The sequence below is a fragment of the Shewanella fodinae genome, assembly GCF_014651955.1.
In the GTDB taxonomy this organism is placed as follows: Bacteria; Pseudomonadota; Gammaproteobacteria; order Enterobacterales; family Shewanellaceae; genus Shewanella; species Shewanella fodinae.
The window spans coordinates 20282-39755 of record NZ_BMXW01000009.1; the positions used below are offsets into that span (position 1 = coordinate 20282).

The window sequence follows — 19474 nt, forward strand, 5'->3', positions numbered from 1 at the left end:
GTTTACTCCTCGCGGGTTACGCGCAGTACTTCTTCCAGGGTGGTGATCCCTGCCAGTACTTTCTGCATACCGTCGTGGCGGATGCTAGGGGCGAATTCACGGATATATTTCTCTATCGCTAGTTCGCCGCGGCCACCGTGGATCAATTCGCGGATTTTATCATCCACCAACAACAGTTCATGGATGCCGGTACGCCCTTTATAACCGTTAAAACCACAAGCTTTGCAGCCCTTAGCACGGTATATCGGTGTTTCATCCTTTTTAGACAATCCCAGCAGTTCCCGCTCCTGTTTGCTTGGCAGATGTGGCTCTTTACATTCATCACAGAGGGTGCGCACCAGACGCTGTGCCAGTACGCCTAGCAAACTGGACGACACCAGAAATGGCTCTACCCCCATGTCCTGTAGACGGGTAATCGCGCCAGAGGCGGTGTTGGTGTGCAAAGTTGATAACACTAGATGGCCTGTCAAAGAGGCCTGTACCGCAATTTGAGCCGTCTCTAGGTCACGAATTTCACCAATCATGACTACATCTGGGTCCTGACGCAAAATGGCGCGCAGCCCACGGGCAAAAGTCATATCCACCTTGGTGTTAACCTGTGTCTGACCTATGCCCTCAATTTCATATTCAATGGGGTCTTCTACTGTCAGGATATTGATATCTTTATGGTTAATGTCAGTTAAGCCCGCATACAGCGTAGTACTTTTACCGGAACCTGTTGGCCCGGTCACCAAAATGATGCCATGGGGTTTACGCAGCAGTTCTTCAAACTGTACCCGGATGGCTTCCGTCATCCCGAGCTGCACTAAATCGAGGTTACCGGCATTTTTATCCAGCAAACGCAAGACCACTCGTTCACCGTGGCTGGACGGCATGGTAGAAACACGCACATCCACCGCACGACCGCCGATACGCAACGAGATACGGCCATCTTGAGGTACTCGTTTCTCCGCGATGTCCAGCCGCGCCATTACCTTGATACGGGATACCAGCAGCGATGACAACTTCCGATTGGGACGTAGTACTTCCCGCAGCACGCCATCAATGCGAAAACGGATCACTAGCTGCTTTTCATAGGTTTCGATGTGGATATCTGAGGCTTCTTCTTTGATGGCCTCGGACAATAATGCGTTGATCAAGCGAATAATCGGCGCATCGTCATCCCCTTCCAACAGATCTTCTGTCTGTGGCAGTTCTTCTGCCAGAGTAAACAGATCCATTTCGTTGCCGATGTCTTCCATCAACTGTTGCGCTTCAGAGGAGTTACTCTGATAGGTCTGGGTCAACCGATATTCAAATGTTGTTTCGTCCACTTTTTGCAGGCGCAACTCACAGCCCGCATAACGTCGGGCTTCCAACAACGCGGACATTGAGGCTCTGGCAGTATAAAACAATACCAACTGCTCGCCGTCCTTACTCAGCACCACGCCGTGGCGATGGGCAAATGCAAAGGGCAGACGTTCACTGCTTGCCGAATGAAACAGCTCATCACCCTCGGACTCGGCCACCAATCCCAATTCACTGGAGACTTGGGTCAACTCCTCTGTCTGAGTTTCAATCTCACTCATGGTCACTGCCGTCTTGTTTTTTGTCGCCGCTAATTGCTCTTAATGCTGGCTCAGATTCACGTTTAGGTGTCGCCAGCGCCTGTCCGTTTTTGTAACGCTCCAGAATATCATTGACTTCTGGTGGTAACTGCTCGCCGGTTTTTAACTCATCCATTACCGGCACTTTAGCATCTGGCATCAGGTTAATGCCTCGCTGTTGCTGTTCTAGCTGTAGCGCGCGGAAGTAGTTGTATTTACGCCCCGCAATGCCTTCCATGGTCACGCCGTCACGGACGATGGTGGGTTTGATAAAGACCATCAGGTTGCGCTTGGTCTTTTTGCTACTGCTGGAACGGAACAACTGCCCGAGGAACGGAATATCACCCAGCAATGGTACTTTCTGCACACTTTCCTGAGTTTCTTCGTTGATCAGCCCACCGAGCACCACTATCTGCCCAGAATCCGCCATCACCGTGGTGGTTAACCGTCGAGTCGCAAAAGTAACGTCAACACTGGTGTTACCATTGATACCTGACACTTCCTGCTCAATCGTCAACTTAACGGCGTTACCTTCGTTGATCTGCGGCACCACTTTCAACTTAACGCCGACCTCTTTACGCTCCACAGTGGTAAAAGGATTGCTGTTACCGTTTTGCGAACTCTGTGAACCGGTAATGACAGGGACTTCGTCGCCGACAATAAAGGATGCTTCCTGATTATCCATGGTGGTAATAGAAGGCGTTGCCAGTACGTTTGAATTAGTGTCCGATGCCACCGCTTGGATCAAGGCACCAAAATCGCCGGAAACAATTCCCCATGCCACACCGTTCACTTTACTCAGCGCGCTAGCCAGTGCGGTTACGTCACCGTCTGTATCTGGATTTTTGGTCACTATGGGCTGGTTATTGCTATCGTAGGTTGTGATAGTATTGCCATCTTTAGTACGCGCACTCCACACCCCAGCGCCTACTTCTGCCAGCGTCGGCCCAAGGTTATTGAACTGGGTCATGCCACCTGATAGCGACCCCATCTGCACACCTAACCCAATATTATCGCCTTCAGAAATTTCGACGATGATGGCTTCCACCAGTACCTGCGCGCGACGGATATCCAATTGATTGATGACATTTTCCAATGTGCGCATCTGGTCAGGTTCGGCGCTGATCACCAAAGAATTGGTCTCTTCGTGCGCCATGATGGTGATATTGTTATTGCGCTTGCCAGTTCCCCCCGCCACAGCAGCGGTGGCGGCATTAGCGCCGTCTTTACTCTCCATTTTCTGAGCAAAGCCGTTCAGCACTTCCACTAGGTCTTTGGCTTTGGCATATTTCAGATAACGCACCTTGGTGTTACCGGTAGTTGCCTGTTCCGCATCTAGACGGGAGATCAGTTCAACGGCCCGTTCACGGCTACGTTGATCGCCACTGACCACCACCGCATTGGTGCGTTCATCCGCGACGACTTTAGGTGCCTGCCCAGGCATCTGCGCCTGGTTAGCACTGGTACGGTACAAATTATCAATAATCCGCACAATTTCGCCCGCTGAGGCAAATTTCAGCTGTACCACTTGGGTATCAACATCACCCTGTTTGTCCACTTGCTTGACGATATCCACCAGCTTGTTCACCACCGCCGCCCGGCCAGTGATCATCAGCACGTTTGATGGGTCATAGTTCACCACGTTGCCGCCACCAGCGTTATCGTTCAGTTGTCGCAGCAAAGGCGCCAACTGTTTGGCTTCGGTGTTATACAAGGCAACAATGCGGGTGACCATTTCGTCACCGAGTCCCGGCGCTTTATCATCAGCTAGGCGAATAGATGACACTTTGGCATCTTTATCCTTGACCACCTTGATGACATTGTTTTCCATCTCCACCACGGCGTAACCATAAACCTGCAGCACGTTGAGGAAGAACTGGTAGTATTGCTGATCGTTGAGCATATCGTAGCTGCGCACATTGATTTTACCGCGCACAGTTGGATCAACAATGATGGTTTTATTCAGGTTTTTACCCACAATATTGATAAATTCCTGAATATCCGTGCCCTTAAAGTTGGCCGCATATTGTTCCGACCAAGCATTCGATTGGGAAAACAAAGCAACTGAAGCCACCAGCCCCGCAATCAGCTTGGTTCGAATCCGCTTATTATTCATTATTCAACTTCCCCTAAACCTGCGTTACTGCGGCAAACTAAACATAAGTTCGACCAGTTGACCATCCCGTTCGACGGTAACGGAAATCTCGGTCAGATCTGGCAATTGACCCATCACGTCAAGCGCTTGGGTCATGTCAGTCAAATCATAGCCATTAATGGCTTTCGCCAAATCATTGGGTTTAAACCCGGCCTTTTGAAATAACTCGGGATTTTTCCCCGGGTTAATACGGTATCCCACCAGTTCCCCTTCCTGCTGCACTGGCGAAATCGCCAGATAATCGCTGAGCTTGCCGGGGTCCGCCAGCAATTGATCGCGGGACGCCTGAATATCGCGTCCCAATGCCGCATCACGACGATCAACCTTCAGCGGTTTTTCAGTGCGCGCCTGCTGTAGCTGCTGGTTGGCGGTATTCGTGGTGGTGAACTCCAGCCCGTCGAGCATCAATGTCTCGTAGCGGCCAGCGTTAGTAATTATGATGCGGTCAGCGTAGACCTCTTTCAGCGAAGCTGATGTCCCTTTGATTTTATCGCCCGGACTGTAGGTATCTTGGCTACCCTGTGACTCAATTACTGCCAGTCCACGCTGCTCAGCCGTAGAAGCCACCACGCCAGTTAACAGAATAGATAAGGAGGTTTTAGGAGCATCGGTGATCAGCTCCGGCGCAGTAGATTTTGCTGGCGCGCTGCTGTTAGCGTCTGCCTGACCGAATAATGCCAGTCCTTTAATCACTGACAAATCCACATTCTGTTGCTGACGTTGGCCGATGTCTGCTGGCTGCCACAGCAATGGAGCGGGAGCCACCGGGATCAGCTTCCAAGTGATCTGCGCTGCTAGGTACAGCACCAACAGCAGTAACAACCAGAAAACAGCATTACTGGCCGGTTTTGACGGAATAGCCGCTACCTTGGTGATAATCTTGTCCAGAGAATCCATATTTTCCCGGGCCTCTTAATCAGGCACTGTTGCTATATTATTATCTGATTTACTAATTAAATCTTGCGCCATGCTAACCTAGAGCAGGGACGGCAACAAGAGTACCACCCGCCAGACATTGGCTAAAACAGCCGGATTATGCTACCTTTTCGCGCCAAAAAAGGGTGTGATGCGCCCCACTCTTTGAAGCCAGTTAAAGGTATAAGTTGTCGGTTTTGGCAACTCTGTGAACTCATCCATACCATCTGCAAATAGGAGCGGCACCATGCTGGAAAGCCACAATGACGAAGCTGTCAGGCTAGATAAATGGTTATGGGCTGCCCGCTTTTATAAAACCCGAGCCCTAGCCAAAGAGATGATCAACAGTGGTAAAGTGCACTATAACGGTCAACGGGCTAAATCCAGTAAAAATGCCGAAATTGGCGCCCGCATAAAATTACGTCAGGGATATGACGAGAAAGAGATCGTGATCAAAAAAATTTCTGGTGTGCGCCAAAGCGCGGCCATCGCTCAGACACTCTATGAAGAGACCAGTGACAGCATCAGTAAGCGCCAGGCAAATGCTGAAGCCAGACGGTTGAACATACTACTGAATCCGGCCCCCGACAGTAAGCCGGATAAAAAACAGCGGCGCCAACTGCTGCGTTTTAAAGAATCCTGATTGTGAGAACCCGAATGAACCAAGACCAACTTCACCGATACCTGTTTGATAACGCCGATGTTCGCGGCGAGATGGTACAACTGCAGCAAAGTTACCAGCAGGTGCTGGCAACACATCAGTATCCAGCAAGAATCCAGACACTGCTGGGAGAACTGTTAGCAGCCACCTCCTTATTAACTGCTACGTTGAAGTTCAACGGCGATATTAGCGTACAGCTGCAAAGTAAAGGGCCGGTATCTCTGGCGGTGATCAATGGCACCAACAACCAGCAACTGCGCGGTGTTGCGCGCTGGCAAGGTGAAATAGCCGACGATGCGACGTTGCAGCAGCTATTTCCTGACGGTTATATGGCAATTACCGTAACGCCAGAAGAGGGTGAACGCTATCAAGGTGTAGTTGCACTGGATAAAGCCACGGTTGCGCAGTGTTTGGAGGACTATTTTGCCCAATCAGAGCAGTTGCCTACCGGCATATGGCTGTTCGCGGACGGTCATCATGCCGCGGGCATGCTGCTGCAAGTGTTACCAAGCGAACAACCACAACGCGAAGATTTTGAGCACTTGCAGCAACTGACCGCCACTATCAGCGCCGAAGAACTGTATCAGTTGCCTGCGCGGGAAATATTACATCGGTTGTATCATCAAGAAGATCTGCGGTTGTTTGAACCTATCGACATCAGTTTCCATTGCAGCTGTTCGCGCGAACGTTGTGCCACCGCCATTTGTACCTTGGATAAAGCGGAAATCGACAGTGTTATCGCCGAGCGTGGCGCGGTAGAAATGGACTGTGAATATTGCAACAGCCACTACCGCTTTGACGCCATCGATGTGGAAGCCATTTTTAACATCAGCAGCGCACCAGAACGTCAGCAATAACATTCTTAAAAATAAGCCAGCGACAATGCTGGCTTATTTATTATAAGCAGCCAATATTGTCCACTTTGCCCTTGAAACTCACACTAAATTGTTGAAATATCAAAGGCCGGTATTCAACCTGTCGTCGGAGTTCCCCATGCGTTTCATCCCGCTGTTTGCCTTGTGTGTCGCACTATTGCCACTATCCGTGCTAGCGCAAACAGCCCCGGTATCAACTTATGTCAATGATAATATCCTGCCGCCACAGCGCCCTTGGCATGGTACAGATGAGGCATTAATGCAAACGGGAGACAGCCGTTGGGCCACCCCGTTTGAGCAGAGTGGTGGCATCCGCAGCCCAAGTTACCAAGAAACCATGCAATGGCTCGATAAACTGATGAGCGACAGCAGTGGACTGGAAAAAGTCAGCCTAGGCTTGAGTCCCCAAGGGCGTGATATTTGGATGTACATTGCCAGTGATGAAGGCGCCAAAACGCCGCAGGAACTGCAAGCCAATCATAAACCAACCGTACTGGTACAAGCTGGGATCCACGGTGGCGAAATAGATGGTAAAGATGCTGGCATGATGCTGCTGCGTGATATTTTCCAGGGCGAAAAGCGGCAATTATTGGAACATGTGAACTTGCTGTTCGTGCCGATCCTAAATGTCGATGGTCATGAACGCAGCGGTGAATACAATCGGGTTAACCAACGCGGCCCGGTGCAAATGGGCTGGCGCAGTAACAGTCAGAATCTCAATCTTAACCGCGACTATGCCAAGGCAGACACACTCGAAATTCAAAGTATATTGCGCGCTATCAACAATTGGGATCCGCAACTCTATATTGACGTGCATGTTACCGATGGCCTCGATTATCAGTATGACATTACCTTTGGCTATAACACCGCCGAAGGCTTGAGTCCCAATATTTATCAGTGGTTTACCCAGAATTACCGACCTCAGATAGAACAGGCGCTCACTGCCGCAGGCCACACACCAGGGCCACTGGTGTTCACCGTAGACAATACTGACCTGTCCAAGGGGTTAAAACTGTGGCACCCGAGCCCACGCTTTTCAGATGGTTATGGTGATGCGCGGCATCTACCAACCGTGCTTATCGAAAACCATAGTTTGAAACCCTTCAAGCAAAGGGTGCTGGGCACTTATGTGTTGCTGGAACAAACGTTGCGAACCGTTGGAGAACAAGCCACCCGCTTGCAGGCGGCCATTGAAAAAGACCGCTACCGTTATCCTCAACTGCTGACCCTAACGTGGGAACAAGAGCAGCAGCCAACGACTCGGGATTTTCTTGGAATAGCTTACACCGTTGAACACAGCGCCATTTCCGGTGCCAACGTGGTGCACTGGAACGGCGAAGCCAAGCTTTATCCGCAACTACCACTGTTTGGTGATACGAAAGAAGGATTACGGGTAAGTCGCCCGGCTGCCTATTATATTCCGCCACAGTGGCAGAAGGTTATCCAGCGTTTAGCCCTACATGGCATCCGCATGGAAACACTGGAGCAGCCAACCACCCTGACGTTACAACAATATCGCCTCAGTAACCCTCAATTTGGTCAGAGCAGCTTCGAGGGCCATCAACGGTTGCAAGCCAATAGCAAACTGGAAAAAGCCGCAGTCACGCTACCGGCGGGCACCGTAGAAATTCCCACTGATCAACCTTTGGGCGATCTCGCCGTCATGTTGCTGGAGCCGCAATCGCCCGATTCACTGCTGCAATGGGGATTTTTCAACAACATAGCCAACCGCACCGAGTATATTGAAGATTACGCAATTGAGCCGCTGGCTCAGCAAATGCTGGCACAACAACCGGAGCTAAAGAAAGCATTTGAGCAGGCATTAAAAGATCCAGCATTTGCGGCCGACCCTAAAGCACGTTTACGCTGGTTCTACGAACGTAGCCCTTATTTTGATCAAGAGTATCTGCTGTACCCAGTGTATCGCAGCCGCGAGCGAGGTCAGTAAACACACCGCCGCTAAGCACTCTGTAAACTGCGAAAAACAAAAAGCCCTGCTTCTGCAGGGCTTTTCTCAACGGATAGTTAACAGGATCAGAAGAAGCTGGCTTTGAATTCAACCCCAATGATACGTGGCTCGTTAACAAAGCCCGTCAGATTGTTGAAGTCAATAGCACCTGTAACACGTGTGGTGTCAGTGATGTTGCGACCATAAGCCGCCACTTCATAGTCGTGGCCACCGCTGCTCCAACGGTAACCGGCACGCAGACCACCTTCCAGCAAATACTTGCTCTCAAACTCCTTGGATTCATACAAGAAGAAGGAAACCTTGGAGCGATATGCCCAATCAGTGAATACAAACAGCTCACCCACTGCCAGAGGGTAACTGTAGTTAGCGGTGATGTTAGCCGTCCAGCGCGGAGCCTGAGGTAATGAATTACCATTGATGAGCGCATTGCCATCAGCATCCAGTGGATCAGTCACCGTACAGCCGCCGCCACAAGCAGCAATTGCCAACTGGTCGTCTTTGATTTCCGTGTGGTTGTAGCTAACACCCGCCGTCACCAACAGGTTTTCAGTTACCGCAAACTGGGAATCCAATTCAAAACCGTAGCCTTCAGACTTATCGGCGTTGATCAGGCGGTTGTAGTTAACACCGCCGCCAACTGCGGTAAGTTGCTGATCTTGCAACTGATAGTAAAACACATCAAAGTTGACGCGGCCGCGGTTATCTAGAATATCCGACTTGATACCCAACTCACCGCTGTACATGGTTTCTGAATTAGCGACGGTGACATCATCACCAAACAATAAACGCCCCTGAATTGAGGGTGCGCGGAAGCCTTTGGCTACACGCCCGTAGATATTAGTGTCGCTATCAAGGCTATAGATACCGCTCAAATCCCAGCTAATCTGGCCATCGGATGGGTCGGCGTACAACTTATCCGTAGCACCAGCACCGGCAGGAGAGACTAAACGCTGTGCCACGAAATCTTTCTTGTCATGGGAGTAACGTACCCCAGCCGTGAGCTTGAAGTCGTCGGTCAAATCGTAATCTAATGAACCGAACGCGGCCCACGCCTTGGTGTCCTGTTTCTGGTAAGCGTAACCATTTTGCAGGCCATTCTCATCATAGTTGAAGCTGTCAATATCGAGCGATTCATCGAAATAGAACAGCCCAACCTGATAGTCTAGGCGGCCCAGTTCGTTGCTGGACAGACGCAGTTCCTGTGTCCACTGGCTGTGATCTGGCAGACCATCGGCAGATTCAGAGGTATAAGGAATAAAGCCGGGCCCCATGTAAGGCAAATATGCAGCCCCATAACCACCGTCGATATCACCATGGGAGAATGCTTCCGCAGACTCGTATCCCGTGATAGATGTCAGCGTGTAGTCACCCAAGTTGTATTCCAGTTTAGCGCTGCCGCCGTGAGTTTTGACGGACTGCTCAGCTCGGCTGGCGGCATCCTGATACACGGTATCACGATCAAAACCATCCACCAGATCATTAGTGCCAGCTTTAATAATGTTGGCGCGGAACACCCGGGGCGTGCCATCTAGGTTACGGTAATGGGCATTCAGCAAGGCGTTAAAATCGCTGTTAGGTTGCCACAACACCTGCAAACGGGCAGCTCGGTCGTTGTAACCTTCTGCTTGATTATTAGCTTCGAAGCCGGGTGCTTTGTTATCGACCCAGTCATCACGATGTTGATCCAGCACTGACAAGCGGGCAGAAACGGTATCTGTTAGACCACCACCCACAGCACCTTCCATATTGATGGTATTGTAAGTGCCATAAGAGGCTTTGGCATAAGCGCTGAATTCTTGCGTCGGTTTTTTGGTTTCCAGCTTAATGATACCCGCAGTGGTGTTGCGGCCGAACAACGACCCCTGCGGACCACGCAGAACTTCCACTCGTTCTAGATCAAAAATTGGATAACCTTTGAGAATCGCGTTTTCCTGTACCACATCATCGACCACCAGCGATACCGGCTGTGAAGAGTTCAGATCGAAATCGGTGTTACCCATGCCACGAATATAGAAACGGGGAAAGGTACGACCAAATGAAGACTCAATGTTCAGACTGGGAATGCGTGAAGACATAAAACGAATATCATCACCAGCGGCCCCCATGGCTTGCAAATCATCACTTTTCAGCGCAGAGATAGACATTGGTACTTCCTGAGCGTTCTGCACCCGTTTCTGGGCCGTCACCATAATCCGCTCTAATTTACCATCATCGCTCTTGGTCGCTTGTTCGTCTGCATAAGCCAGCGAGCCGCTAGCGATCAACGCCGCATTAACACTTAAAAAAAGCTTGGACAGTTTGCTCATCATTGATTACCCGATTGATTCATATAATTTTATAAATTGAAGGTGTTTCTTATGGCTGAAACATCCCCCTGAGGAGTTCGGGCGCGATTTTAACAGTTTGTTGCAATTTCAAATTTTTTTGTTTACGGAAAAACTATTTGCTAAAAGAAACAAAGATTTTAAAAGCCTCTTTAACATCCATTGAAATTAAAATACAGCATAGGGTTAACATGAGCAGATAATGACAAAAGCATGGCTATCGCAGAGGTCATGACTGAGTCACCCGCAACCGTTATCCTTATCTGACAATTTTTGCCTACAGTGGCTATGCTCACGAGCTGGAGCGCGTTAGGCTATAACGCCAATTAACCTTGTATAAAAAAATATGAACCAGATACTGCTCGCGGTGATCGCAACGGCACTACTTATTCTGTTATTGAAATGGTGGCTCGATCACCGGATTAAACAATATCTGCAGCAACAATTGCCACAGCAATGGCGGGACATTAGCCAGACACGAGGTGGCGTGGTAGCGGCCATTCACTTATCGTTGCGTGAAGGCAGCCTGAGTCAACGCCACGATCCCGTGCTCGCTCGTTATCAACAGCAAACCAAATGGCTCAAAATTGCCGCAGTTGCGCTGCTGGTCGCCACCCTGCTTCTCGGCTTTTATCTGCAATAGCGGCCAGACACATTAATTCACATATTATGCTGAATCTCATTAATGAGAATCGATGCACATCAAGGTACACTGCCTGCTGAAGAATTTTCCCCCTCCGCACAATTAACAAGGGAACCCTATGTTTACTCGACTAATAACTGCAGTGGCGGTCAGTACCGTCCTGCTGGGTGGATTGACCGCCTGTAATGACAAGACACCGCCATCACAAACGGCAGTGACTGAGACAAAAACCCCGGTAGCAACAACGGCTGTTGATATTGGAATAAACGTCAAGGCCATGGACACCTCCGTTAAGCCGGGTGATGATTTTTATCAGTATGCTAATGGTAACTGGATGAAAACCACTGAAATTCCAGCTGACCGTTCCAGTACTGGTGCCTTTTTGGTGGCTTTCGAAGCGACCGAGAAACACAAGGCAGAGCTGATCGCAGACCTGGTAAAAACGCCCCATCCAGCAAACAGCGATGAAGCGCGCATTGCCAATTTTTACAAAGCCTACATCGACACCGCGGCCATCAATGCCGCTGGTTTACAGCCGGTGCAAGCCGATCTGGCACGCTATGCCGCCATCAAAGATAAACAACAACTGGCCGCCGTATTAGGCAGTAATCTGCGGGCCGATGTCGATCCGCTGAACGCCACCCACTATGCCACCGAAAACCTGTTTGGCGTATTCGTCACCCAAGGACTGGCAACACCGGGGGAAGTTTTGCCCTATATTTTGCAGGGTGGACTGGGCCTGCCGGAACGCGAATATTACCTGTCTGACTCCCCCAAAATGGCGGATATTCGCCAGCAGTATCGCCATTACATTGAGACCCTGCTGAATGCTGCTGGCATTGCCGATGCAGCGGCTAAAGCTGAACGGATTTTTGCCCTAGAAACCAAAATCGCCACGGCACACGTGAGCCGAGAAGAGAGTGAAGACTTCGCCAAATCATCCACCATCTGGAGTCGAGCTGATTTTGACAGCAAAGCACCAGGCATAGATTGGCAAGCATTTCTGAATGCGGCACATCTGGGGCAACAACAGCGCTTTGCCGCTTACCATGCCGCCGCGATCACGCACCTGGCAGCGCTAGTGGCTTCTGAACCACTGGAGTCCTGGAAGGACTGGCTGGTCTTCCATCAAATCAACGCCCATACCGATGTGCTACCAGCGGCTATCGATGATGCTCATTTTGCGTTTTATGGCACGGCGCTGTCTGGTACACCACAGCAACGCAGCCGCGATAAACGTGCGCTGAGTGCCTTGGATGAATACTTGGGCGATGCTGTCGGCAAAGACTATGTCGAAAAGTATTTCCCTGCCTCCGCCAAAGCTCAAGTCAGCGATATGGTGCAGCAGATTATTCAGGCCTTCCATCAGCGGGTAGAAGCGTTGGCATGGATGGCACCGACCACCAAAAAAGAAGCCTTGGCGAAAGTAGATTCTCTGGTGGTTGGTGTAGGTTATCCAGACAGTTGGCCAGATTACAGCCACTATCAGGTTAATGCTGACAATGCCTACCACAATGAAATTGCCGGGGAGCAGATCCGCTACCAGCAGCAGTTGGCAAAGATTGGCAAACCGCAAGATAAACACGAATGGTGGATGGTGCCGCAGATAGTCAACGCAGTAAATCTGCCCGTACAGAACGCCTTGAATTTCCCGGCCGGGATCCTGCAATCGCCGTTTTTCGACGCCAAAGCCGATGCTGCTTATAACTATGGTGCTATCGGTGCGGTGATCGGTCACGAAATCAGCCACAGTTTTGACAACAACGGCGCGGCGTTTGATTCCACCGGCGCAATGCGTAACTGGTGGACGAAGGAAGATTTCGCGCGGTTTGCCCAACAGGGTGAAGCGCTGGCTGCGCAGTTCGATACTTACTATCCATTCCCAGATTTGCACGTTAACGGCAAACTGACTCTAGGTGAAAACATTGCCGACGTGGCTGGTCTGGCCGCTGCACTAGATGCTTACCATGCCTCACTCAATGGTCAACCTGCCCCCGTCATTGATGGATTTACTGGCGACCAACGTTTCTTTATCGGTTTTGCCCAGACATGGGCAACCAAAATGCGCGATCAGGCGTTACGGCAGCGTATCGCCACTGATGGTCATGCTCCCGGCATGTACCGCGCCCTGACCGTCCGCAATCTGGATGCTTGGTACAGCGCATTTAATGTGCAACCCGGCGATAAGTTGTATCTGCCACCGGAACAACGCGTAAAAGTGTGGTAACTCACGGTGATTAATCAAGCCCGGCGCTTGCCGGGCTTTTTTTACAATAAAAAAATAATAGCGTCTGCCATTATCCGAGACCAATTGACGGCCTAGAAATTTGTTACAAAATAGCGGCCTCACTCTGGTCTGTGTTGTGATAGTCTTTGAGTGGTCTGATGACTTAGGCAAACAATTTCTGTTTGTCATGGAAAATCAGGCGTAACAGGATGTTGAGGTAATCACTCAGGGAGCGAAAACACCAGATTTTGGCAAAACTGGAAGCCGTTGCAACGCATTCTCTTTGTACCGTTACTGTAAGCTTGCTATCTCTTCCCAAACGCAGGGTTACAACCTGTTATTAGTTTTAATATGACACCCTTCCTAATTACCAAATAGTGGTGAGCGTGCTTTGAGCACGCTTTTTTTCTTGTTTCGCCAGCAATCAACGTTGGTGCAACAGCCAAGAAGTTCACCGATTGGGTCTACAGTTACCAGATGGTTTACAGTTAGAGCACTATTTCCCTTGCCTGACGCGCCAGTGCGGCCTAGCGTTTCTGAAGCGCAGGATTATGGCACTTGGCTTTTAGCGTCGCATCCGTGCCCCATACACTCAAATGGCTGGCAACGCGGCAGATAAGTTGTGAACCGATACACACCGATGAACACACCGGCAAGCGATTTACCTTTTTTAGCGATCCAGATAACCTGCCGTTAGAACTTTATGAACAGTGATCGCTCAGGAACATTCAATGACAGCCGCAGATTATCAAGTCAGTAGTGACCCCGCCAGATTGGACTTTGCCACCATTCACCAGTTTATTTCTGGCAGTTATTGGGCCACAGGGATCCCAGAAGCCGTATTGCGCAAGGCCATGGAGAATTCACTGTGTTTTGGTGTTTATGATGGTCACGGTCAGCAAGTGGGATTCGCCCGAGTTATCACTGATCAAGCGACCTTTGCTTATCTCGCAGATGTATTTATTCTGCCGCCACATCGGGGCTTAGGATTGAGTAAAATGCTAATCCAAGCCGTTGTTAATCATCCAGAACTACAAGGACTTAGACGGATGATGCTGGCAACCCGTGATGCCCATTCGCTATACGCACAATATGGTTTTACAGAAGTTGTTAATCCTCAGAGCCTGATGCAAATCTGGCAGCCAGACATATACCAGCTAAAGTAAGGATAACCGCAAACTATTCCGCCAGTGGGCTTGGAGGAGAGATAGCATGAACCATATTCAACTGGTCGAAGGTGATATTACGCTGGCCACAGAAGATGCCATCGTGAATGCGGCGAATCCTCATTTGCTGGGCGGTGGCGGTGTGGACGGAGCCATACATCGAGCCGCTGGGCCGCAGTTGCTTGCTGAATGTCGCAAAATCCCCAAAATCAATGGCGAACGCTGCCCGGTAGGTGAAGCCCGGATTACCACAGCAGGCCAATTGGCCGCGCGCTATGTGGTTCATACTGTTGGCCCAATTTACCACAGTGACCCAGCTCCGGCACAACATCTGGCGGCGGCATATCGATCATCACTGCAATTAGCCATGGCCCATGGCTGTCATTCGGTCGCCTTGCCCGCTATCGCCTGCGGGGTATACGGTTACCCGTTATCCGCCGCTGCCAATATCGCCTTGCAGACCTGTAATGAGCCGCAATTTAAGCATCTACATATTGTGTTTTATCTGTTTACTCATGAGATTGCAGAAATCTGGCGACAAACACTAGCAAAATTCGCGTCCAGCTGATTTATGCGCTGGGGAATGGCAGGAAAGAGCACGAGGAGAAACCAGTGATTTATCGGGGAAGCTGTCATTGCCAAGCAGTGACCTTTGAGGTGGAAGCGCCAGCAGAACTGGAAGCGGACTATTGTAACTGCTCTATTTGCCGTAAGTCTGGATACCTGCATCTCATTGTGCCACGCAGCAAATTTCATTTACTCAGTGGCGAAGCAGTGCTGACAAATTACCGTTTCAATACCAAAGTGGCACAGCACACCTTCTGCCAGATCTGTGGCATCAAACCCTTTTACATTCCCCGTTCTAACCCTGATGGTATCGACGTCAATGTTAATTGCCTGGACACCCAACCAAGCGCCGTAAAAGTCACCGATTTTGACGGTGAACACTGGGAGCAACATGCACATAAACTGGCGCATAAGAGCATAGAATCTACTTCAGAAAAAGAAGCGTTTCCCAGCCCTAGAGAGACGGTTCTCACTTGGGTTAAATGTTTTAACCAGGCTGATATAACAGGACTTTGTGCGCTATACCACGACGATGCCGTCAACCACCAAGTCGTGACTGAGCCTTTATGTGGTGTAGCCGCCATTCGTCAATTTTTCGAAACTGAATTCGCTCGCGCCAGCATGCAATGTGAAATCGTCCAATTACACGAGTCTGGTCATTGGGCAATTCTCGAATGGCGTGACCCTTTGGGGCTGAGAGGCTGTGGTTTCTTTCAGGTTGAATCAGGAAAAATCCGCACTCAGCGCGGCTATTTTGATCAACTCAGCTTTTTCAGAGCACAAAATCTATCGGTACCTGATACCTATTTTAATCATTCATCGACTCAATCAAAAAATGACAAATAACATTATTATTCAATTAGATGATTTACACTCTCCGCAAGTGATTGCGTTATTGCAATCCCACCTAGAGGATATGTATGCCACCTCACCGCCTGAAAGTGTGCATGCATTGGATATTGATAAACTCCGACAACCAGACATTTTGTTCTGGACCGCTTGGCAACAGCAACTACTGCTCGGAAGTATTGCCCTCAAGCTGCACGATACTCATGATATCGAAAACAGATATGGTGAGATTAAGTCGATGCGCACAACCGCCGCCGCAAGACGTCAAGGTGTGGCTTCCGCGCTATTACGACACTTGCAACAACAGGCAAGTGACTTGGGCTTGCATAGACTCTGTTTGGAAACGGGCAGTATGGCATTTTTTGCGCCTGCGCGGTCGTTATACCAGAAATTTGGCTTTAGGGAATGTCCGCCATTTGCTGATTATCCGTTGGATCCAAACAGCGTCTTTATGGAAAAAATAATCGTTAACTGAATTTTATAGGCGTATTAGCAACCTATAAAAATTGTATGAGATACGCCTAAAAATTATTGTCGATGACTAAAAAACAATACTCATTGCGAACTGGCGAAAACTGTCTTTCGAATTAATACTATTATGCTTTAATAACCACTCATACTGCATAACCAGATGTTTTAATTTTAATAACACCATTACAAATATTGTTTCTTCGCAAACAATTCAACAGCTCTTTTTATTCATGCGCTAGATTAAAGTGCGTTCATTTTCTCGGAAATCTTGTTCAATTTTTTGCAATATTCCCAAGAATTCTGTCAGATGATTTCGCATCGCTTGCTCTGCTTTATCCTGATCATTCGCAATCACAGCATCTACAATTTCTTTATGTAAACCAATAGGATGAATGAGATCGGTATCAGTATCTAATACTTCGTTAATTTCGCCAACCAACTGTAACAAAGACTTACTGATCGCCGCTAAAAAGCGATTTCCACACATATCAGCAAGCAAACAATGCACTTTTTGTCTTAATACAACGGTTTCAGGATATTCAAGGGTATCACTTTCATGAAGGTCAGCATCCGACAATGCCTTGGAATACATTTCGTCACAATTCAATGCAGCCATTCTAGCGATTTGTGGCTCAACAATTAATCTTGCCTCACAAATCTCTTTAAACGATAGACGCCCAACAAAGAACAGATCCCGACAGACGCCACTGAGGCGCTCAAATGTCAGCAACTTAACAAAAGCCCCGCCAGTTGCACCTTGCTTTATCTGTACCAACCCACTGGCTTCCAGTCCCTTAATCGCCTCACGGACAACGGTACGGCTAACCTGAAAGGACTCGATTAATTCTCGTTCAGAAGGGAGCTTATCTCCGGCTCGATAAGTACCATCAAAAATCGCTGCTCGTAGTTGTTGAGCAACAGCATCAGAGGCTTTTATCTGTTTGAGCGGCTTGAAATTTTCCAATTAAACACTCCCCCATTGGTCAGGTGGCGGATTATAGCACGACATTGCCGCTACTGAGTATCCTGCCAGTAGGCATAATCTCATGATTTAGAGCCATAAGCTAATTCTCGATTCGCTAATTAATATCAACAATATAAAACAGTTACTAATTAACTAATTAACGAAAGTGATCCATTTTTCACAATTTTAAAATTTGTGAGCCTATTTTCAGAACTCATATCTATAGATTTACGCTAAAGGTCATATGTCATACGTTTAATATATGTTGATTAGCTGTGATAACTTAAGTTCGCCACGATGAAGAAATTACTAATTTTTTCCTCAGATAAACAATATGGCGCTCGTGAAGTGGTCAATGCTGATCCCATCATAGATCTGGCGAAGATACAGGGTATGGATATTAACGAACCTGATACCTCCGTTGTCATCAAAGACACATTGGTAACAGCGCTGCAAAATCCAAAATATCGTAAAGACCCCATCTATTTGCGCGCAGAGTCTAATGCTCCTTTCCGTTTCGCTAATAACAACTTAGCTCCCTTAAGTCATTTAGCTGGCACGAAAAAGAGTAACCAACATATAGCAATTTCGATAGCAACCGTTAAACCGGATCAGAGGAATATCATCAGGGTTATAACCACTTGCGCCAAATACGGCGCCAGTTGCGTCCCCCCTGATGATGCTGCCCCACTCGGTTTTATGACCCATTACGGCCAAGTTGCTACTGAAAACGCTAGAGCTGAATACGTGAAAAATTAGATCCGCTGACAGTTATGGGCAACCAGACTGGTATTAATGGGAAAAAATTATGAAAAAGACCTATCTTTCCGCGCTGATTTTGGCTGCCATCACTGTTCCCGCAATGGCTGACACCACCATTGATGAGATGTTCTCTCAGGGTACGTTAAACGCACAATTACGTATGTTTGACTTTACCCGGGACTATGATGGCACCACCAATACGAAACACGATACCTCGTTGGGGGGACTGTTCAATTACCGCACCGCAGCAGTGAACGGTATTACACTGGGAACTACATTTGCGTCAGCTAATCACGTTTTCAATGGGGACTCTGATGACGTTTATGGTCTGGTAGCCACAAATAGTGACGGCGGACATGAAAGCGTCAACCGCATGCAGGAGTACTACATTGAAGGCAACTGGTGGAATACTCTGTTCCGCTACGGTGCTCAAGAACTGCGTACCCCGATGATGAATCCGCATGATATTCGCGCTATTCCACGCACATTCCGAGGGCTCTCTGCCATCAACAACAGCTTTGACAACCTGACACTGCAAGCCTATTACATCACCGATTCCATGGGCTGGTCAGACTCCAACTTCATTTCGGTAAAAGAAGCTGTGCAGAACGAACTGCGTCGAGCAGGCGTCAATGCCGATGTTGCTGATGAACCAGTTATCGCTGTTGGTGCCAGTTACAATGTGCCACTGCAGTCGATGAAGATGAAAGCAGATTTGTGGCATTACCGTATGAAGGATGTATTTGACCAAACCTATGCCAAGGTCAATATGTCTGTCAAAGCTGGTAATTCTGAGTTGTATTTCACGCCTTCTTACTTAGATCAGCAGTCTACTGGAGATCAAACCGGTGGTTCATTAGACACCTATCAATACGGCTTCCATCTGGGCGCTAAATTGGCAGGTTTCGACGCCTCCCTGATGTATGCCAAAACCGGTGATGATGCACTACTTGCACCTTGGGGCGATGAAAAAGTGGTAATCCAGCAGGTATACCAATGCACCCGCGCCAACGAAAAAGTTTATGCTGCCAGATTGGCTTATGATTTTACTCAGGCCGGTGTTGAAGGGCTTCAAGCCTATGTGTTCTATGCCGATTATGATGTGCCAGATGGTCAAGCCAGCGACTTCACTGAAACTGACTTCTCTGTCACTTACGCGTTAGACAAAGTGATGAAAGGACTCAGCACTCGTGTCAGATACGCTATCGTCGATTTCGACAACGGTGAAGACCTCAACGATCTGCGTCTCTACCTTACTTACAAGTTCAAACTGGGTCATTAAGCTACCCACCAAGGTTCCGTCCACTGCTCCCGGACGGAACCTTCTTTCAATGGACGAA

At 48.8% G+C, this 19474-nt stretch carries 16 protein-coding genes and 1 pseudogene; 12 read left to right on the forward strand and 5 right to left on the reverse strand.

Annotated elements, in window-relative coordinates; genetic code table 11:
- Positions 1-2: 2 nt before the first annotated feature.
- From gspE to gspC, 3 genes are read right to left on the reverse strand one after another with little or no spacing between them, the layout of a single operon-like run.
- Positions 3-1568, reverse strand: a complete 1566-nt coding sequence (gspE, locus tag IE064_RS09850) for a type II secretion system ATPase GspE (RefSeq protein ID WP_189617666.1) — start codon at positions 1566-1568, stop codon at positions 3-5.
- Positions 1561-3702, reverse strand: a complete 2142-nt coding sequence (gspD, locus tag IE064_RS09855; RefSeq protein ID WP_189617667.1) for a type II secretion system secretin GspD — start codon at positions 3700-3702, stop codon at positions 1561-1563. Before gspD ends, gspE begins: the two co-directional genes overlap by 8 nt.
- 24 nt (positions 3703-3726) lie before the next feature.
- Positions 3727-4638: a type II secretion system protein GspC gene (gene gspC / locus IE064_RS09860; protein ID WP_133040291.1), complete on the reverse strand. Its 912-nt coding sequence runs from the start codon at positions 4636-4638 to the stop codon at positions 3727-3729.
- Between the two features lie 265 nt (positions 4639-4903).
- Between gspC and hslR the strand changes: the two genes are divergently transcribed.
- The 3 genes from hslR (at position 4904) to IE064_RS09875 (ending at position 8140) form a co-directional block, all read left to right on the forward strand.
- Entirely contained in the window at positions 4904-5299 is a 396-nt protein-coding gene (gene hslR, locus IE064_RS09865; protein ID WP_189617668.1) for a ribosome-associated heat shock protein Hsp15, read from the forward strand.
- Positions 5300-5313: 14 nt separating this feature from the next.
- Entirely contained in the window at positions 5314-6174 is an 861-nt protein-coding gene (gene hslO, locus IE064_RS09870) for an Hsp33 family molecular chaperone HslO (protein WP_189617669.1), read from the forward strand.
- 136 nt (positions 6175-6310) lie between these two features.
- Positions 6311-8140 (forward strand): M14 family metallopeptidase, encoded by a 1830-nt coding sequence (locus IE064_RS09875; RefSeq protein WP_189617670.1) that lies wholly within the window; start codon positions 6311-6313, stop codon positions 8138-8140.
- 86 nt (positions 8141-8226) lie between these two features.
- Here IE064_RS09875 and IE064_RS09880 read toward each other — a convergent pair whose 3' ends face one another.
- Positions 8227-10470, reverse strand: coding sequence for a TonB-dependent receptor (locus IE064_RS09880; protein ID WP_189617671.1), 2244 nt, complete (start codon positions 10468-10470; stop codon positions 8227-8229).
- Between the two features lie 361 nt (positions 10471-10831).
- Here IE064_RS09880 and IE064_RS09885 point away from each other — a divergent pair, with 361 nt between their 5' ends.
- From IE064_RS09885 to IE064_RS09920, 7 genes and pseudogenes are all read left to right on the forward strand, one after another.
- Entirely contained in the window at positions 10832-11128 is a 297-nt protein-coding gene (locus IE064_RS09885; RefSeq protein WP_189617672.1) for a hypothetical protein, read from the forward strand.
- A 118-nt stretch (positions 11129-11246) separates the two neighbouring features.
- On the forward strand, positions 11247-13355 hold the full coding sequence (locus tag IE064_RS09890) for a M13 family metallopeptidase (RefSeq protein WP_189617673.1): 2109 nt from the start codon (positions 11247-11249) through the stop codon (positions 13353-13355).
- Positions 13356-13910: 555 nt separating this feature from the next.
- A pseudogene (locus IE064_RS09895) lies at positions 13911-14069 on the forward strand (VOC family protein); the annotation flags it as partial.
- Positions 14070-14086: 17 nt separating this feature from the next.
- A complete protein-coding gene (locus IE064_RS09900) occupies positions 14087-14521 on the forward strand; it encodes a GNAT family N-acetyltransferase (RefSeq protein WP_189617675.1) in 435 nt (144 codons plus the stop codon).
- A 46-nt stretch (positions 14522-14567) separates the two neighbouring features.
- On the forward strand, positions 14568-15089 hold the full coding sequence (locus tag IE064_RS09905; RefSeq protein ID WP_189617676.1) for an O-acetyl-ADP-ribose deacetylase: 522 nt from the start codon (positions 14568-14570) through the stop codon (positions 15087-15089).
- A 44-nt stretch (positions 15090-15133) separates the two neighbouring features.
- Positions 15134-15934 carry a GFA family protein gene (locus IE064_RS18135; RefSeq protein ID WP_229799954.1) on the forward strand — a complete coding sequence of 267 codons (801 nt, stop codon included), beginning with the start codon at positions 15134-15136 and terminating at the stop codon, positions 15932-15934.
- Complete coding sequence (locus IE064_RS09920; protein WP_207571374.1) at positions 15924-16412, forward strand: GNAT family N-acetyltransferase; 489 nt, start codon at positions 15924-15926, stop codon at positions 16410-16412. Before IE064_RS18135 ends, IE064_RS09920 begins: the two co-directional genes overlap by 11 nt.
- A gap of 231 nt (positions 16413-16643) precedes the next feature.
- Here the strand turns inward: IE064_RS09920 and IE064_RS09925 are convergent, their stop codons facing one another.
- Positions 16644-17372, reverse strand: coding sequence for a FadR/GntR family transcriptional regulator (locus tag IE064_RS09925; RefSeq protein ID WP_189617677.1), 729 nt, complete (start codon positions 17370-17372; stop codon positions 16644-16646).
- A 297-nt stretch (positions 17373-17669) separates the two neighbouring features.
- Here IE064_RS09925 and IE064_RS09930 point away from each other — a divergent pair, with 297 nt between their 5' ends.
- Positions 17670-18131 carry a hypothetical protein gene (locus IE064_RS09930; protein WP_189617678.1) on the forward strand — a complete coding sequence of 154 codons (462 nt, stop codon included), beginning with the start codon at positions 17670-17672 and terminating at the stop codon, positions 18129-18131.
- A 49-nt stretch (positions 18132-18180) separates the two neighbouring features.
- Positions 18181-19416, forward strand: a complete 1236-nt coding sequence (locus tag IE064_RS09935) for an OprD family outer membrane porin (RefSeq protein ID WP_189617679.1) — start codon at positions 18181-18183, stop codon at positions 19414-19416.
- Positions 19417-19474 lie beyond the last annotated feature (58 nt).

Bases quoted from the DNA above. Each gene is read 5' to 3' on its own strand.
- gspC (WP_133040291.1), bottom strand. From the start codon at position 4,638: ATGGATTCTCTGGACAAGATTATCACCAAGGTAGCGGCTATTCCGTCA.
- hslO (WP_189617669.1), top strand. From the start codon at position 5,314: ATGAACCAAGACCAACTTCACCGATACCTGTTTGATAACGCCGATGTT.
- gspD (WP_189617667.1), bottom strand. From the start codon at position 3,702: ATGAATAATAAGCGGATTCGAACCAAGCTGATTGCGGGGCTGGTGGCT.
- IE064_RS09920 (WP_207571374.1), top strand. From the start codon at position 15,924: ATGACAAATAACATTATTATTCAATTAGATGATTTACACTCTCCGCAA.
- IE064_RS09900 (WP_189617675.1), top strand. From the start codon at position 14,087: ATGACAGCCGCAGATTATCAAGTCAGTAGTGACCCCGCCAGATTGGAC.
- IE064_RS09885 (WP_189617672.1), top strand. From the start codon at position 10,832: ATGAACCAGATACTGCTCGCGGTGATCGCAACGGCACTACTTATTCTG.
- IE064_RS09935 (WP_189617679.1), top strand. From the start codon at position 18,181: ATGAAAAAGACCTATCTTTCCGCGCTGATTTTGGCTGCCATCACTGTT.
- IE064_RS09930 (WP_189617678.1), top strand. From the start codon at position 17,670: ATGAAGAAATTACTAATTTTTTCCTCAGATAAACAATATGGCGCTCGT.
- gspE (WP_189617666.1), bottom strand. From the start codon at position 1,568: ATGAGTGAGATTGAAACTCAGACAGAGGAGTTGACCCAAGTCTCCAGT.
- hslR (WP_189617668.1), top strand. From the start codon at position 4,904: ATGCTGGAAAGCCACAATGACGAAGCTGTCAGGCTAGATAAATGGTTA.
- IE064_RS09880 (WP_189617671.1), bottom strand. From the start codon at position 10,470: ATGATGAGCAAACTGTCCAAGCTTTTTTTAAGTGTTAATGCGGCGTTG.
- IE064_RS09890 (WP_189617673.1), top strand. From the start codon at position 11,247: ATGTTTACTCGACTAATAACTGCAGTGGCGGTCAGTACCGTCCTGCTG.
- IE064_RS09875 (WP_189617670.1), top strand. From the start codon at position 6,311: ATGCGTTTCATCCCGCTGTTTGCCTTGTGTGTCGCACTATTGCCACTA.
- IE064_RS09905 (WP_189617676.1), top strand. From the start codon at position 14,568: ATGAACCATATTCAACTGGTCGAAGGTGATATTACGCTGGCCACAGAA.